The 15,751-nt window shown below is 71.6% G+C and carries 13 protein-coding genes; 12 read left to right on the top strand and 1 reads right to left on the bottom strand.

Annotated features, from left to right (window positions below; all coding sequences use genetic code 11):
* From AOK11_RS07405 to AOK11_RS07430, 6 genes are all read left to right on the top strand, one after another.
* The coding region (locus AOK11_RS07405; RefSeq protein WP_055592840.1) for an alpha-amylase family glycosyl hydrolase at positions 1-1,319 on the top strand (1,319 nt) is incomplete at its 5' end.
* Positions 1,316-3,040, top strand: coding sequence for a maltose alpha-D-glucosyltransferase (treS, locus tag AOK11_RS07410; protein WP_055592841.1), 1,725 nt, complete (start codon positions 1,316-1,318; stop codon positions 3,038-3,040). The genes AOK11_RS07405 and treS, both read left to right, overlap by 4 nt.
* A gap of 28 nt (positions 3,041-3,068) precedes the next feature.
* Positions 3,069-4,427: a maltokinase N-terminal cap-like domain-containing protein gene (locus AOK11_RS07415; RefSeq protein WP_055592842.1), complete on the top strand. Its 1,359-nt coding sequence runs from the start codon at positions 3,069-3,071 to the stop codon at positions 4,425-4,427.
* 3 nt (positions 4,428-4,430) lie between these two features.
* The gene (gene glgB / locus AOK11_RS07420; protein WP_055592843.1) at positions 4,431-6,665 is read left to right on the top strand and encodes a 1,4-alpha-glucan branching enzyme; all 2,235 of its coding nucleotides are present in this window, start codon (positions 4,431-4,433) and stop codon (positions 6,663-6,665) included.
* A gap of 288 nt (positions 6,666-6,953) precedes the next feature.
* Complete coding sequence (locus AOK11_RS07425) at positions 6,954-8,858, top strand: AMP-dependent synthetase/ligase (RefSeq protein ID WP_055592844.1); 1,905 nt, start codon at positions 6,954-6,956, stop codon at positions 8,856-8,858.
* Positions 8,859-9,008: 150 nt separating this feature from the next.
* Positions 9,009-9,443 (top strand): ATP-binding protein, encoded by a 435-nt coding sequence (locus AOK11_RS07430; RefSeq protein ID WP_055592845.1) that lies wholly within the window; start codon positions 9,009-9,011, stop codon positions 9,441-9,443.
* A gap of 106 nt (positions 9,444-9,549) precedes the next feature.
* Here the strand turns inward: AOK11_RS07430 and AOK11_RS07435 are convergent, their stop codons facing one another.
* Positions 9,550-9,954 carry a PRC-barrel domain-containing protein gene (locus AOK11_RS07435; RefSeq protein WP_055592846.1) on the bottom strand — a complete coding sequence of 135 codons (405 nt, stop codon included), beginning with the start codon at positions 9,952-9,954 and terminating at the stop codon, positions 9,550-9,552.
* Between the two features lie 264 nt (positions 9,955-10,218).
* Between AOK11_RS07435 and AOK11_RS07440 the strand changes: the two genes are divergently transcribed.
* The 6 genes from AOK11_RS07440 (at position 10,219) to AOK11_RS07465 (ending at position 15,444) form a co-directional block, all read left to right on the top strand.
* Complete coding sequence (locus AOK11_RS07440; RefSeq protein WP_055592863.1) at positions 10,219-10,626, top strand: STAS domain-containing protein; 408 nt, start codon at positions 10,219-10,221, stop codon at positions 10,624-10,626.
* A gap of 235 nt (positions 10,627-10,861) precedes the next feature.
* On the top strand, positions 10,862-11,761 hold the full coding sequence (locus AOK11_RS07445; RefSeq protein WP_055592847.1) for an STAS domain-containing protein: 900 nt from the start codon (positions 10,862-10,864) through the stop codon (positions 11,759-11,761).
* Positions 11,758-12,177, top strand: coding sequence for an STAS domain-containing protein (locus AOK11_RS07450; protein ID WP_055592848.1), 420 nt, complete (start codon positions 11,758-11,760; stop codon positions 12,175-12,177). Before AOK11_RS07445 ends, AOK11_RS07450 begins: the two co-directional genes overlap by 4 nt.
* Positions 12,177-12,617 (top strand): anti-sigma regulatory factor, encoded by a 441-nt coding sequence (locus AOK11_RS07455; protein WP_055592849.1) that lies wholly within the window; start codon positions 12,177-12,179, stop codon positions 12,615-12,617. The genes AOK11_RS07450 and AOK11_RS07455 overlap by 1 nt, the downstream gene beginning before the upstream one ends.
* Positions 12,617-13,693 carry an ATP-binding SpoIIE family protein phosphatase gene (locus AOK11_RS07460; protein ID WP_055592864.1) on the top strand — a complete coding sequence of 359 codons (1,077 nt, stop codon included), beginning with the start codon at positions 12,617-12,619 and terminating at the stop codon, positions 13,691-13,693. Before AOK11_RS07455 ends, AOK11_RS07460 begins: the two co-directional genes overlap by 1 nt.
* A complete protein-coding gene (locus AOK11_RS07465; RefSeq protein ID WP_055592850.1) occupies positions 13,690-15,444 on the top strand; it encodes a PP2C family protein-serine/threonine phosphatase in 1,755 nt (584 codons plus the stop codon). Before AOK11_RS07460 ends, AOK11_RS07465 begins: the two co-directional genes overlap by 4 nt.
* Positions 15,445-15,751 lie beyond the last annotated feature (307 nt).

Raw genomic sequence — 15,751 nt, forward strand, 5'->3', positions numbered from 1 at the left:
GGCTGCCCGCCATCGCCGCGATGGGCTTCGACGTCGTCTACCTGCCCCCCATCCACCCCATCGGCACCACCCACCGCAAGGGACGCAACAACACCCTCACCCCCGCCCCCGACGACGTCGGCGTGCCCTGGGCCATCGGCTCCCCCCAGGGCGGCCACGACACCGTCCACCCCCGCCTGGGCACCCTGGAGGACTTCACCTGGTTCGTCCGCCAGGCCGCCCGCCACGGACTCGAGATCGCCCTGGACTTCGCCCTGCAGTGCTCCCCCGACCACCCCTGGGTCCACAAACACCCCCAGTGGTTCCACCACCGCCCCGACAACACCATCGCCCACGCCGAGAACCCGCCCAAGAAGTACCAGGACATCTACCCGATCGCCTTCGACGCCGACCCCGAGGGCCTGCACACCGAGACCTGCCGCATCCTGCGCCACTGGATGAACACCGGCGTGCGCATCTTCCGGGTCGACAACCCCCACACCAAACCCGTCGCGTTCTGGGAACGCGTCATCGCCGACATCAACCGCACCGACCCCGACGTCATCTTCCTGGCCGAGGCCTTCACCCGCCCCGCGATGATGCACACCCTGGCCCAGATCGGCTTCCAGCAGTCCTACACCTACTTCACCTGGCGCACCACCAAACAGGAACTGACCGACCACCTCACCGAACTGTCGGGGGACGCCGCCTGCTACATGCGGCCCAACCTGTTCACCAACACCCCCGACATCCTGCACGCCTACCTCCAGCACGGCGGACGCCCCGCCTTCGAGGTCCGCGCCGTCCTGGCCGCCACCCTCTCCCCCGCCTGGGGCCTCTACAGCGGCTACGAACTCTGCGAGAACACCCCCCTGCGGGAGGGCTCCGAGGAGTACCTGAACTCCGAGAAGTACCAGCTCACCCCCCGCGACTGGGACACCGCCGAGCGGCACGGCCGCACCATCGCCCCCCTCATCACCCGCCTCAACACCATCCGCCGGGAGCACCCCGCGCTGCAGGCGCTCAGAAACCTCCGTTTCCACCACACCGACAACGACGCGGTCATCGCGTACAGCAAGCGCAGCGGAGCGGATGCCGTGCTGGTGGTCGCCAACCTCGACCCCCACCGCACCCAGGAGGCCACGGTCTCGTTGGACATGCCGCAACTCGGCCTGGACCGGCACGAGTCGGTGCCGATGCACGACGAACTCACCGGCGAGACCTACCGCTGGGGAGGTACCAACTACGTGCGTCTGGAGCCGGGGCGGACTCCTGCGCACGTCCTGCACGTCCGGCGTCCGCCCGCCGCACAGCGAACCGGAGGGTCAGGAGCGTCATGACTGTCAACGAACCAGTGCTGGACACCTTCGAGGACACTCCGGTCAGGGACCGGGACCCCGATTGGTTCAAGCGTGCCGTCTTCTACGAGGTCCTCGTCCGCTCCTTCCAGGACAGCAACGGCGACGGCATCGGCGACCTGAAGGGACTGACCGCCAAACTCGACTATCTGCAGTGGCTCGGCGTCGACTGCCTCTGGCTGCCCCCGTTCTTCAAGTCACCGCTGCGCGACGGCGGTTACGACGTCGCCGACTACACCGCCGTGCTGCCCGAGTTCGGCGACCTCGCCGACTTCGTGGAGTTCGTGGACGCCGCCCATCAACGGGGCATGCGCGTGATCATCGACTTCGTCATGAACCACACCAGCGACCAGCACCCGTGGTTCCAGGAGTCCCGCTTGGACCCGGACGGCCCCTACGGCGACTTCTACATGTGGGCGGACGACGACAAGGGCTATCCGGACGCGCGGATCATCTTCGTCGACACCGAGGCCTCCAACTGGACGTACGACCCGGTCCGCGGGCAGTACTACTTCCATCGGTTCTTCTCGCACCAGCCGGACCTGAACTACGAGAACCCGCGGGTCCAGGAGGAGATCCTGGCGGCCCTGCGCTTCTGGCTGGATCTGGGCATCGACGGTTTCCGGCTGGACGCGGTGCCGTACCTCTACGCGGCCGAGGGCACCAACTGCGAGAACCTGCCCGCCTCGCACGCCTTCCTGAAGCGGGTGCGCAAGGAGATCGACACCCAGTACCCGGACACCGTCCTGCTGGCGGAGGCGAACCAGTGGCCGGAGGACGTCGTCGACTACTTCGGCGACTACGCCGCCGGCGGCGACGAGTGCCACATGGCGTTCCACTTCCCGGTGATGCCCCGCATCTTCATGGCCGTGCGGCGCGAGTCGCGCTACCCCGTCTCCGAGATCCTCGCCAAGACCCCGGCCATCCCCTCGGGCTGCCAGTGGGGCATCTTCCTGCGCAACCACGACGAGCTGACCCTGGAGATGGTCACCGACGAGGAACGCGACTACATGTGGGCCGAGTACGCCAAGGACCCCCGCATGCGCGCCAACATCGGCATCCGCCGCCGCCTGGCCCCGCTGCTGGACAACGACCGCAACCAGATCGAGCTCTTCAACGCCCTGCTGCTGTCGCTGCCCGGCTCGCCGATCCTCTACTACGGCGACGAGATCGGCATGGGCGACAACATCTGGCTCGGCGACCGCGACGCGGTGCGCACCCCGATGCAGTGGACCCCCGACCGCAACGCCGGCTTCTCGTCGTCCGATCCCGGACAGCTCTATCTCCCGGCGATCATGGATCCGGTCCACGGCTACCAGGTCACCAACGTCGAGGCGTCCATGGCGTCGCCGTCGTCACTGCTGCACTGGACCCGCCGAATGATCGAGATCCGCAAGCAGAACCACGCCTTCGGCCTGGGCACCTACACCGAACTGCCCTCCTCCAACCCCGCCGTCCTCGCCTTCCTGCGCGAGCACGAGGACGACCTGGTGCTCTGCGTCAACAACTTCTCCCGCTTCTCCCAGCCCACCGAGCTCGATCTGAGCGCCTTCGAGGGACGCCACCCGGTCGAGCTGTTCGGCGGGGTGCGCTTCCCGGCCGTGGGCGAACTGCCGTATCTGCTGACCCTGGGGGGCCACGGCTTCTACTGGTTCCGGCTCACCCGAGCCGCGGCCCGCACCCGCATCGGCCGGCGACTGTGACCGTGCGCCGACGAGAGGAGGCGTCACCATGACGAGGACCGCATTCCTGCGTCCGCGAAGCGCGGCCGCCGAACCCATGGAGTCGTTCGCCGGGCTGCTGCGCGAGTGGCTGCCGGAGCAGCGCTGGTTCGCCGGCAAGGACCGGCCCGTCACCGACCTCCATGTGCTATCGATGACGGAGCTGTTCCCCGGCTGTCTGCATCTGCTGGTCCACGCCGGCCACGGCGGCGTGCCCTCTCCCGGCAACACGCCCTGGGCCGGGGACTGCTACCAGCTCCTCCTCGGCGTACGGGAGCACCCGTCGCCGCGTCTGGGCCGGGCGGTCATCGGCAGGGTGCAGGACGGGCCACTGGCCGGGCGTACGGTCTACGACGCGCTCCACGACCCGCGGTCGGCGCAGCTGCTGCTGGAACGGCTGCGGCACCCCGGAGCGGTGGGCCCGCTGCGGTTCGAAGGCGACGCGGCCCGGCGGGTACCGACCGGGCTGGTGCCGCGGCTGCTGGACGCCGAGCAGTCCAACTCCTCGCTGGTGTACGGCGACGAGTTCATCCTGAAGGTCTTCCGGCGGATCCAGCCCGGGGTCAACCCGGATCTGGAGGTGCCGGGCGCCCTGGCACGGCAGGGCTGCCACCGGGTACCCGCTCCGGTGGCCTGGCTGCGCACCACACATCCGTTCAAGGCGACACTCGGCGTCCTCCAGCCGTTCCTGCGCGATGCCTCCGACGGCTGGACGCTGGCCCTGGCGGCGCTGGCCGCCGGCGACGACTTCACCGCGCAGTCGCACGCCCTCGGCCGGGTCACCGCGGACGTGCATCTGGCGCTCGGCGCGGCCTTCCCCGTCGGCGGCCCCGGGAAGAACGGGCTGACGGCGGAGGGGATGACCGAACGTCTGACGGCCGCCGCGCACTCCGTGCCCGTGCTCCAGCCGTTCGTCCCCGGTCTGAAGGCGGCGTTCTCCGCGCTCGCCACCTGCGATCCCGGGCCGCCCGCCCAGCGCATCCACGGCGACCTGCACCTCGGGCAGGTACTGCGGGCCGGACGTGACTGGTTCGTCATCGACTTCGAGGGCGAGCCGTCCCGGCCGCTCTCCGAACGGCGCAGCGCCCACTCCCCCCTGCGGGACATCGCCGGGATGCTGCGCTCGTTCGACTACGCCGCCCGCCAGCGCCGCCCCTGGCGCCCGGAGTGGGCGCGCCGCTGTCGCGAGGCCTACTGCGCGGGCTACGCGGCCCGCGCCGGCTGGGACCCGCGCAAGAAGCACGGCCTGCTCCGCGCCTATGAGACGGACCGGGCCGTGTACGAGGTGCTGTACGAGGCCCGGCACCGACCCGACTGGCTGCCCGTACCCATGGCGGCGATCGAGCGCCTCGCCGTGAGAGGAGACTGAGCCGTGGCCCTGCACGACACACCGCTTCCCGAGTCGGCCGGGTCCGCCCCGTCCGCCCCGTCCGCCCCAAAGACATACCGGACCGCACCTGCCCTCGATCCCGTCGACCGGGGGCGCCTGCTGGCGGGCGCCCACCACGATCCGCACGCGCTGCTCGGCGCCCACCCGGTGCCGGGCGGCATCGCCTTCCGGGCCCTGCGACCGTTCGCGCGCACGGTGAGTGTGGTCACCGGCGGCGAGCGCACCCCGCTCACCTCGGAGGGCGACGGCCTCTTCTCCGGGGTGCTGCCGCTGGACGCGGTCCCCGCGTACACGCTGGCCGTGGCGTACGGCGACGAGGACGCCGCCGAGGTGCACGATCCGTACCGGATGCTGCCCTCGCTCGGTGAACTGGATCTGCATCTGATCGGCGAGGGGCGCCACGAGGAGCTGTGGACGGCGCTCGGCGCGCACCCCATGACCCACCAGGGGGTGACCGGCACCCGCTTCACCGTGTGGGCGCCCAACGCTCAGGGTGTCCGGGTCGCGGGCGATTTCACCTGCTGGGACGGCACGGCGTTCCCGATGCGCTCGCTCGGCTCGTCCGGCGTATGGGAGTTGTTCCTGCCGGGGATCGGCGAGGGTGCCCGCTACAAGTTCGAGGTGCACTCCCGGTACGGCGGTCGGGCCCTCAAGGCCGACCCGATGGCGCGCCTCGCGGAGGAACCGCCGAACACCGCGTCGATCGTGACGGCCTCGCACCACACGTGGGACGACGCCGCGTGGATGAAGCGCCGCGCCCAGGTGTCCGTGCACGAGGCGCCGTTCTCGGTGTACGAGGTCCATCTGCCTTCCTGGCGTCCGGGGCTGACGTATCGCGAGCTTGCCGAGGTGCTGCCGGCCTACGTCAAGGACCTCGGCTTCACCCATGTCGAGCTGATGCCGGTCGCCGAGCATCCCTACGGCCCGTCCTGGGGCTACCAGGTCACCGGTTTCTACGCGCCCACGGCCCGTCTCGGCACCCCGGACGACTTCAAGTACCTGGTCGACGCCCTGCACCGGGCCGGGATCGGGGTGATCATGGACTGGGTGCCGGCCCACTTCCCGAAGGACGACTGGGCGCTGGCCCGGTTCGACGGGGACCCGCTGTACGAACCGGGGGACGCCCGGCGGGCGGAGCACCCGGACTGGGGGACGTACACGTTCGACTTCGCCCGGACCGAGGTGCGCAACTTCCTGGTCGCCAACGCCGTGTACTGGTGCCAGGAGTTCCACATCGACGGGCTGCGCGTCGACGCCGTCGCCTCGATGCTCTACCTGGACTACTCGCGCGACTCCGGGCAGTGGGAGCCCAACGTGTACGGCGGCCGGGAGGACCTGGCGGCGATGGCGTTCCTCCAGGAGATGAACGCGACCGTGTACCGGCGGTGCCCGGGAGTGGTGACGATCGCGGAGGAGTCGACCGCGTGGGGCGGGGTGACCCGGCCCACCGACACCGGCGGCCTGGGGTTCGGGCTGAAGTGGAACATGGGCTGGATGCACGACTCGCTGCAGTACATGAGCCACGAGCCGGTCCACCGCAAGTACCACCACCACGAGATGACGTTCTCGATGGTGTACGCCTACAGCGAGAACTACGTCCTGCCGATCTCCCACGACGAGGTCGTGCACGGCAAGCAGGCCCTCGTGTCGAAGATGCCCGGCGACTGGTGGCAGCGGCGGGCGAACACCCGGGCCTACCTCGGCTTCATGTGGGCCCACCCCGGCAAGCAACTGCTTTTCATGGGGCAGGAGTTCGCGCAGGGCGCCGAGTGGTCCGAGGAGCACGGCCCGGAGTGGTGGCTGCTGGACGACGCGTACCACTCCGCGGGCGACCACCGCGGCGTACAGGACCTGGTGCGCGACCTCAACGCCCGCTACCGGGCGACGGACGCGCTGTGGCAGCGGGACACCGATCCGGCCGGGTTCCGCTGGGTGTCGGTGGACGCGGCCGAGGACAACGTGCTCGCGTTCCTGCGGTACGACGCCGGGGGCCGGCCGCTGCTCTCGGTGTCGAACTTCTCCCCCGTCGTCCGGCACGGCCACCGGCTCGTGGTGCCCGAGGACGTGGTCGCCTGGCGGGAGGTCCTCAACACGGACGCGGCCCGCTACGGCGGCGGTGACGTCACCAACCCGGATCCGGTCAAGCCCGAGGACGGCGGTCTCCGGATCACCCTCCCGCCCCTCGCGACGGTGTGGCTGGTGCCGCACGACCTGTGAGACCCGGCGGCCTTCCCTCCCCCGCACCGTACCCGCGCCCGGACGGCAACCGGCGCGGGTGCGGTGCGTCCCGGCAGAACGCCGGGACGCAAGGCGTGGGAGGGAAAGCGGGAGAGGGATACGGGCGGAATGCACGGGCAGGCCCGGGCCGTCGGGGCGGCGTGATCATCAGTGTGGCCACAGTTCCGGCGATCCGGCCCCGGAACGCTCCGGCTCGGCTACATTCAGGCACCGCCGATGACTCCGCTCGTCGGCCGAGTCACAGCCCGTACATGTCAGGAGCAGTGCATGCGCGACCTCGCTCTCGCTCCCCAGGCCGCCTCCCCCCTGACGGGCGGCCTCGCGGACAGCCTCTTCGAGACGGCGGCCGAGAGCCCGGATCTGCCGATGCTCGCCCGCCGCGCCGATCCGGCCGCCGCGTCCTGGGAGGAGGTCACCGCGCGGGAGTTCCGCGACCAGGTCGTCGACCTGGCCAAGGGGCTGGTCGCCTCCGGGCTGTCCCCGGGCAACCGTGTGGCGATCATGGCGCGGACCCGTTACGAGTGGACGGTCCTGTGCTACGCGCTGTGGACCGTGGGCGCCGAGGTCGTCCCCATCTATCCGACCTCGTCGCGGGAGCAGGTGGAGTGGATCCTCAGGGACTCCGGATGCGTTGCCGTGGTGGTCGAGGACGAGCAGGGCGTGATGACCGTCGGGTCCGTGTGCGCCGCGCTGCCGGGGCTGCGGCACGTCTGGCAGCTGGACTCGGGTGCGCTGGACCAGCTGGTGGCGCGCGGCAAGTACATACCGCCGGCCACGGTCGACTCGCTGCGCCGGATCGTACTGCCGGACTCCACGGCCGTGATCGCCTACACGTCCGGCACCTCGGGGCAGGCGATGGGGTGCGCGTTGAGCCACCGCAACCTGGCCGCCCCCTGCGACACCCTGCTGAAGGGCTGGGCCCACACGGCCGCGGAGCCGGGCGAGCAGGCGGTCGTCCTCGCCTTCCTCCCGTTCTCCCACGTGTACGGGCTGATGATCCAGGGTCTGTGCGTGCGGGGCGGCCTGCTGATGGGGCACGAGCCCGATCTCGGCGCGGAGGCCCTGTCCTCGGCCCTGCGGACCCTGAGGCCCACCTATCTGTACGCGGTCCCCTCACTGCTGGAGAAGATCTACAAGAACTTCCTGCGCGCCTCGCAGCAGGCGGGCCGCGGGGCCCTGTTCGAGCGGGCCGCCGACACGGCCCGTGACTTCGCCGCCGCCGTGGAGCGGCAGCGGCTGGGCCGGGGCTCGGGGCCCGGCCTCGACCTGCGGCTGCAGCACGCCCTGTACGAGCGGACGGTGTACCGCAGGCTGCGGGCCGCACTGGGCGGCCGGGTGCGCAGGGCCACCTCGGGCGGCTCGACGCTCAGCCGCGATCTGTCCCTCTTCTACGAGGGCATCGGCATCTACGTCCACGACGGCTACGGGCTCACCGAGACCAGCGGCGGAGTGACGATGCAGCCGCTCGGCCGGGAGAAGTCCGGCACCGTCGGGCAGGCGCTGCCGGGCAGCGAGATCCGGGTCGCCGAGGACGGGGAGATCCTGGTGCGCGGGCCGTCGGTGTTCCAGGGCTACCCGGGCGACGAGGCCGCCACCCTGGCCGCGCTGGCCGGTGGCTGGCTGGCCACGGGGGACATCGGCCGGCTGGACTCGGAGGGCTATCTGACGATCACCGGCCGCAAGAAGGACATCATCATCACCAGCAGCGGCAAAAGCGTCGCTCCCGCGGCCCTGGAGCAGCGGCTGCGGATGCACCCGCTCGTCCACCAGGCCGTCGTGGTGGGCGACGACCGGCCCTGTGTGGGGGCTCTGATCACGCTGGACCCGGATTTCCTCACGCACTGGCGCGGGGCTCTCTCGCTGCCGGGCGACGCGCCCATGCGCGAGGCCCGGGAGGAGAACGCGTTGCGTGAGGAGATCGCGAGGGCGGTCACCGCGGCGAACAGCAGCGTGTCACGTCCGGAGTCGATCCGGGTGTTCCGGGTGCTGCCCGAGCCGTTCGACGTGACCAACGGGCTGCTGACGCCGTCGATGAAACTGCGCCGGGACGAGATCGTGCGGCACTACGCCCTGGAGATCGACGCGATGTACCACTCCCGTTCCCGTCCGGAGCGGGAGCCGCTGCCGGAGGAGCCGTCGGTCTGGGACGACTCGGACAACGTCTTCCGCTGACCGCCGGGGGTGACGTGCCCGTCACCCCCGGCTCCCATGGATACGGGCGCGTAGGGTCCGGCGGCCCGGGAACCCACAGACCAGGAGAACGAAGGAACACACACGGCACATGAATGACTGGCCCGTGGTAGCCGGGGCAGGGAAGGCGACATGGCATCCGAGCCGCACAGGGACAGGTCACTGGCCGCAGAGGAGATCACGGAACGCGTCGTCGGCTTCCCCGGGGAGCTGCACGACGTCACCGACGCACGCCTGGTGGCGGAGGAGTTCCTCCTCGACCTGGCCCGTGTCTCCCCGCCGACGGCCCCGGAACACTGGGACGACATCCTCCTGGTGGTCACGGAACTCGCCGCCAACGCGGTCCAGTACGCGCCGGGACCGTTCCGGCTGCGGCTGCGCAGGACGTTCGACGGAGTGCACGTGGTGATGCACGACACGAGCACCACCGAGCCCGCGCCCCGGCCCTTCAGGCCGAGCCGCGGCGGGGGCGGGATCGGCTGGCATCTGATCCACACGCTCTGCGATCAGGTCAGCGTGGTCGTCACCGCCGACGGCAAGGACATCCATGTGTTCCTGCCCTGGTGACGGCCCCTGCCCCGGTGACGCCCGCGCCGGGCTCCGTACGGACCCCGGCCGGCGTCCGTACGGAGATCACCGGCCGGCGTCCGGTGCGGGAATCACCGGGCGACGGTCATCCGGCCTGGGTGCCGGGAGCCTGCCCGGGCGGGGGCCCGGGCCGCGTCAGCGCCCAGTAGTAGTCGCCGACCGTCCTGAGGTAGCCCGGGTCCATCGTCTCGCTGTCGGTCCTGAACCGGGGCGCGGCCTTCACCTCGGACCTGGTGCAGGACACGGTGATCTTCCGGTCGCCGGTGTCGACGGCGGCGACGACGCCGACCGGTACGAGGAGACTCCGGCCGAACACCCAGACGCCCGTGTCGACGACCAGGTGCCGCATGGCGTGATGGTCGGCCTGCCGGTCCACATGGCCGATGGTGCTGCCGTCGCTCGCGACGACGGTGTAACCCGTGAGGTCCGGATCCTGCCCCTGGGCGGGACCCAGCTCCGGCGCGTACGACCAGATGCTGTCCGTGGGCACGCTGCTCCTTTCCTCCCCTGTGATGACGATCCCGGAGCGGGCGGGACCCGCTCTCCGGCTCCGTCCGTCTCCACAGCAGCCAACTACCCGCCTGGAGCGGGCGCATTCGGCCGGCGAAGACACAAAACCCGCACAGGTCCAGTCCTGTTCCGAAGATCCCGCCTACCGGACCTGCACGCATGCACCGGCATGACCTGGTGATCCCGGGGTAGGCGGCCGCACGTGCGGCCGGACCCGGCCGTCGGCTCGACGTGGGAGGTATGTGTGTCCATGGCCCTGAACCCGCTGTCCGTGGAGGTGACCGTGGTCCGGGAGGATGTCGCCCTGTTCACGGTGCAGGGCGACCTGGACGCCGACACCGGGACCGAATTCCAGCACCACCTGGCCAACCAGCTCCATCACGGACGCCGGCACTTCCTGCTGGACCTGACGGGGGTCCCCTTCATGGACTCGTCCGGGATGAACATCATCCTGCGCGTCTACCAGGAAGCCCGGGAGCTGCCGGGCAGCGTGCACATCATCTCCCCCACGCCCGCGGTGCGCCGCATCCTGGACCTGACCGGCGTGAGCATCACGGTCCCGGTGTCCCTGAGCGCCGAGGAGGCGCTGGAGCGGGTCGACGGCACGCCCGGTGCGTCACAGCAGCCGGAAACGGGACGGCCGGAGTCCTGAGCCGAACCCGGGGAGGTCCGGTGCACCGTCACGTCGGACCTCCGCGGCTCTCGCGCGGGCGCAGGTGTCCGGCGCGCGGCGCCCGCCACCTGCGCGGGGCCCGACTCCGGCACGGGATGCCGTACAGGTCCGGAGCGTCGTTAGAGTGGTCGTCCGGCCAGGTCTCGGCACCCTTTCGTGACCCGGCGCGGTATCGGTGCGGAGACGACGACGAGGAAACGACGAGGAGACACAGGTGCCTGAGCACGAAGCGGGCGGACCGCTGGGAACGCCGACGCTCGAGGTCAGGGACTTCCTGCGGCGCAGGCGCGAGCAGATCGCGCAGCGATGGGCGGACGAACCCCTGTTCCGTGCGGTGTTCACCCTTTCACGCGACGAAGCGGTCGAGGCCGGCAAGGCAGTGGTCGACGCCCTGGCCCAAGTCGCCGACGCGCAGCGGGTGGAGGACTCGGACGCCGCCGGATTCACCGGTGTGCGGGAGCAGTTGGGGCGGATGAGCGCGTCCCGTTCCCGGGCGGGGCTGTCCATCACGCAGGTGTCGAACGAACTGGCCTCGCTGTGGCCGCCGGTCGACAAGCTCCTCACCTCCGAACTGGAGGAGAGGCCGGCCGAGGAGCTGCGGGCCTGCACGACCGCGCTGAGCACGCTCATGGGTACCCTGCGCGTGGTGGCCGTGCAGACGGCGCTGAGCGAGGGACAGGCGCTCATCGACCGGCAGCGGCTGCAGCTGCTGGAGGTGGCGACGCCGGTCATCAGGCTGTGGGACGGGATCGTCGCGGTACCGCTGATCGGGACGCTCGACAGCGCCCGCAGCCAGGTGGTGATGGAGACACTGCTGAACGCGGTGGTCGACCAGCACGCGCGGTTCGCGATCCTCGACATCACCGGGGTGCCGACGGTCGACTCACTGGTGGCGCAGCACCTGATGAAGACGGTCGCGGCGGCCCGGCTGATGGGCGCGGAGTGCGTCATCTCCGGTATCCGCCCGGCGATCGCGCAGACCATGGTCCACCTGGGCCTCGACCTCGGTTCCGTACTCACCCGGGCGAGCCTCGCCGACGCGCTGGGCTACTGCCTGAACGAGCTGGGAGTCGCTGTCTCGGGTCCCGCGGACGGCAGTGCGGTCCGCCGGTGAACGAGGCGTACTCCCGCCCCGAAGCGGGACAAGTTCCGGTGCTGAGACTTGGCGACATTCTGTTGGTGACCCTCCAGGGCGACCTGCACGACAGTACGGCTCAGCAGCTGCAGCAGGACCTGTCGGAGACCATTGTGAGCGCCGGGGTCACGGGGGTGGTGATCGACATCTCCGGCGTGGAGATCGTCGATTCCTTTCTCGGGCGGGTGCTGGCCGAGATCGCGGCGCAGGCGTCCCTGCTCGCCGCGCGGACCGTGGTGGCCGGAATGCGGCCCGCGGTCGCCATCACCCTGGTGGAACTGGGCCTGACACTGCCGGGGCTGCGTACCGCGCTCGACGCCCAGGCCGCGATGGCACTGCTCGAGCAGCCCGTCGTGCGGTCGCACGCGGGCGGTATGCGCCGGGAGCGTGCGTGATGTACACCGCCTCGGAGATCGAGGCCTGCCTGCCCATCCGTTCGGACATGGACCTGGTGTGGGTGCGCCAGCATGTGCGGCAGGCGGCCGCCCTGCTCGGCTTCGGCCTGGTGGACCAGACGAAGCTGGTCACCGCGGCCAGCGAGCTGGCGCGCAACACCCTGGTGCACGGCGGGGGCGGACAGCTGGACGTCACCCCGGTGACCGCCGGATTCGGCCACGGGCTGCGGCTGACGTTCAGTGACACCGGGCCGGGCATCGCCGACCTCGAGCGGGCGCTCAGTGACGGCTTCACGTCCGGCGACGGGCTGGGCATGGGTCTGGGCGGTGCCCGGCGCCTTGTGCACGAGTTCGAGGTCGAGAGTGCGGAGGGGTCGGGAACCACGGTGCGGGTGACCTCGTGGGTGAGCCGGCCGCCCCGGGCGCGGGAGGAGCGCTGATGCCCCGCGTCTGGGACGTGCCGGTGCGGGACTCCACCCGCGTACGGGACGTCCGCGTCGCCGCCGAGGAGGCGGCGGCCCTGGCCGGTCTCGACGAGCGGGGCACCTCGGCCGTGTCCCTGGTGGCCACGGAGCTCGCCACCAATCTCCTCAAGCACGCGCGGGACGGTGAGGTACTCGTCGACGTGGTGGAGCCGCCGGTGCTGCGCGAGGGCGGGCAGGCACGGGTCGTACAGATCGCGGCGATCGACCACGGGCCCGGGATCTCCGATGTGGCCGGGGCGCTGCGGGACGGTTTCAGCACGACCCGCTCGCTGGGCGCGGGCCTCGGCACCTGCCGGCGGCTCTCGGACGACTTCGGCCTGCACAGCGTCCTCGGCCGGGGCACGGTGGCGGTGGCCCGCGTGGGGCACGGCACGCCTCCGGTGCCCGGCGGGGACGGCCGGGACGACGGTCCGCGGGTGCCGGTGATCCGTGCCGGCGGAGTCAACGTCCCCTACGCCGGAGCCGAGCACTCGGGGGACGCCTGGACCTGGGTCAGGTCCGGGGACCGGCACACACTGATGCTGGCCGACGGGCTGGGCCACGGCCCCGAGGCGGCCCGCGCCTCCACCGCCGCGGTGGACGTGGTGCGCGGCCGGCCCCATCTCGGTCCTGCCGAGATGCTGCGCCTGCTGCACGCGGAGCTGGGCGCCACCCGGGGCGCGGCCGTCGCGGTGGCCCAGCTGGACGCCCGGTCCGGACGGCTGCGGTTCGCCGGGATCGGCAACATCGGGGCCCGGATGCGTGAGGGCGACCGGTGGCGGGCCCTGCTCTCCAAGCCCGGCATCGTCGGGGCTCACCGGCCCGGCACCGTCCGCGAGGACGAGTTCGCGTGGTCCACCGACAGCGTGCTGTTCCTGCACACCGACGGCCTGCCCAGCCGTTGGACCCCGCCATCGGATCCGGGTACGGCGGCGGCCGACCCGGCCGTGACGGCCGCCCTGGTGATCCGTGACGCGGGCAGCGCCGCCCGTCCGGTGCGGGACGACACCGCGGTGGCCGTCATGACCTCCTCTCCACCGGACCGTCCATGACCGACACACGGCAGATCGACGGCGTGACCGATGCGGCAGCCGCGCGTGCGGCTGCCGCGCGGCTCGCCGCACGCCACGGGGTCCCGGCCCTCGAACGGGCCCGCCTGGCCGCAACGCTCGGCGCCCGGCTGCGGCAGTGCCTCGCCGAGGGCGGCACCTGGCGGCTCACCCTGGGCGTACGGGGCGCGGACAGCGGCGGGGGCGCGCTGCACGCCGTACTGGAGCCCTCTCCGGACGCTTCCTCCGCCGGAGAAGGAACACGCTGGGAGACGACGGTCCCGTTGCCCGCGGCGGACCGGCCGGGCGGCACCGGCGACAGCGACAGCGACAGCGACAGCGACAGCGACATGGTGCCCGGCGACGATCCGGCGGCCCTGTCCCAGGCGCTGATGAGCGCCGACGCGGACACCGCCCTGGTGCTCGACCGGCTCGCCGAGCAGGAGGCTCTGGTCGCCTTCCACCGGGACGAGCTGCACCAGACCAACCAGGGCGTCCTGGCCCTGCACGCCGAGCTCGACGCGGCGGGCCGCGCCCAGCGGGAGGCCTTCGCCGCCGAGCGCCGGGCGCGCAACGAGGCGGAGAACGCCCGCCGCCGGCTGACCTTCCTGGCGGACGCCAGCGCCGTGCTGAACACCTCGCTGAACCACGGCGAGATCGTGCGCCGGCTGCCCGAGCTGCTGGTGCCGCGGTACGCGGCCGAGGTCGGCATCTGGCTGTTCGACGAGGAGGACGATCCGCACCACCCCATGACCCGTCCGGCCGCGACGGTGCGCGCGGCCCGCACCGGTCGGCCGCAGTACGCCGCCGACCATCCGGGAGGGCTGCGCGGCGTGGACGACCTGCCGCCCTCCGTCCTCCACCCCGACCGTCCCCTGCTGTGCGTCCCGCTGCTGACGCATCGGGCGCCGCTCGGCGTGCTCACGCTGTCGCCGCCCGGCGAACGCTGGGATCCGGACGACGCGGTGATGCTGATCGAGCTCACCCGCAGGGCCGGTATCGCCATCGACAACGCCCGCCGCTTCGAGCACAACCGGGACATCGCGGAGACGTTGCAGCGCGCCCTGCTCACCGAACTGCCCACGACGCCGGGGCTGAGTCTGGCCGCACGGTATCTGCCGGCCACCCACGGCATGAACATCGGCGGCGACTGGTACGACGCCTTCCACCGGCCGGACGGGAGTCTGATCACGGTCATCGGCGACGTGACCGGGCACGGGCTGCACGCGGCGGTCATGATGAGCCAGTTGCGCACCGCGCTGCGCGCCTACGCCGTCGACGACGGCAGTCCCGGCCTGCTGCTGACCCGGCTGCACAAGTTCCTGCACCGGCTCCAGCCGAATCTGTACGCCACGGCGGTCATCGCCCGGTTCCATCCGGACGAGTCCACGCTGACGTGGGCCGCCGCGGGGCATCCGCCGCCGGTGCTGCGGCTGCCCGACGGGCGGGTGCGGACCCTGGACGCCAAGCCGGGCGCGATGCTCGGCATCCCGCTGGAGCAGGAGATCGCCGACCACACCGAGCAGGTGGCGCCCGGCTCGACGCTGACGCTCTACACGGACGGGCTGGTCGAGCGCCGTGCCGAGGGCATCGATCCGGGCATCGAGCGGCTCTCGGCCGCGCTCGGCTCGTTCGGCCCCGCGGAGCTCGACACGGACCTGGAGGGCGCGGCGGACCGGATCCTGAAACCTCTCCTCAGCGACTCCGAGCGCGACGACGACGTCTGTCTGCTGCTCTGCCATCTGCAGGGCTGATCACCGCTCGCCGGTCTCCTCTGTCAGGTCGCCGGCGGCGTCCGGGTGTGCCCGTCCGGTGGCCGGGCACCCACCGTACGGGGCGCGGGAACCCGCGGCCCCGCCCGCACCACGGTTCTCCCGGTGCGTGCCGGCGCCGGTGCGGGCATCGTGGTGCTGAACGTGTGCGCGTGCCGGATCTGCGTCCGGACCCGCCCCGGAGCGCTGCCGCGATCGGGATGCGTTGCGATCGAGGAGGTGCGGGGCAGCGGTCCACGGGCAGGCGAAGGGTCGTCGGCGTTCGAGGCAGACCGTGTGGAGCCGCAGA

The sequence above is a fragment of the Streptomyces hirsutus genome, from assembly GCF_001418415.1.
Lineage (GTDB): Bacteria > Actinomycetota > Actinomycetes > Streptomycetales > Streptomycetaceae > Streptomyces > Streptomyces hirsutus.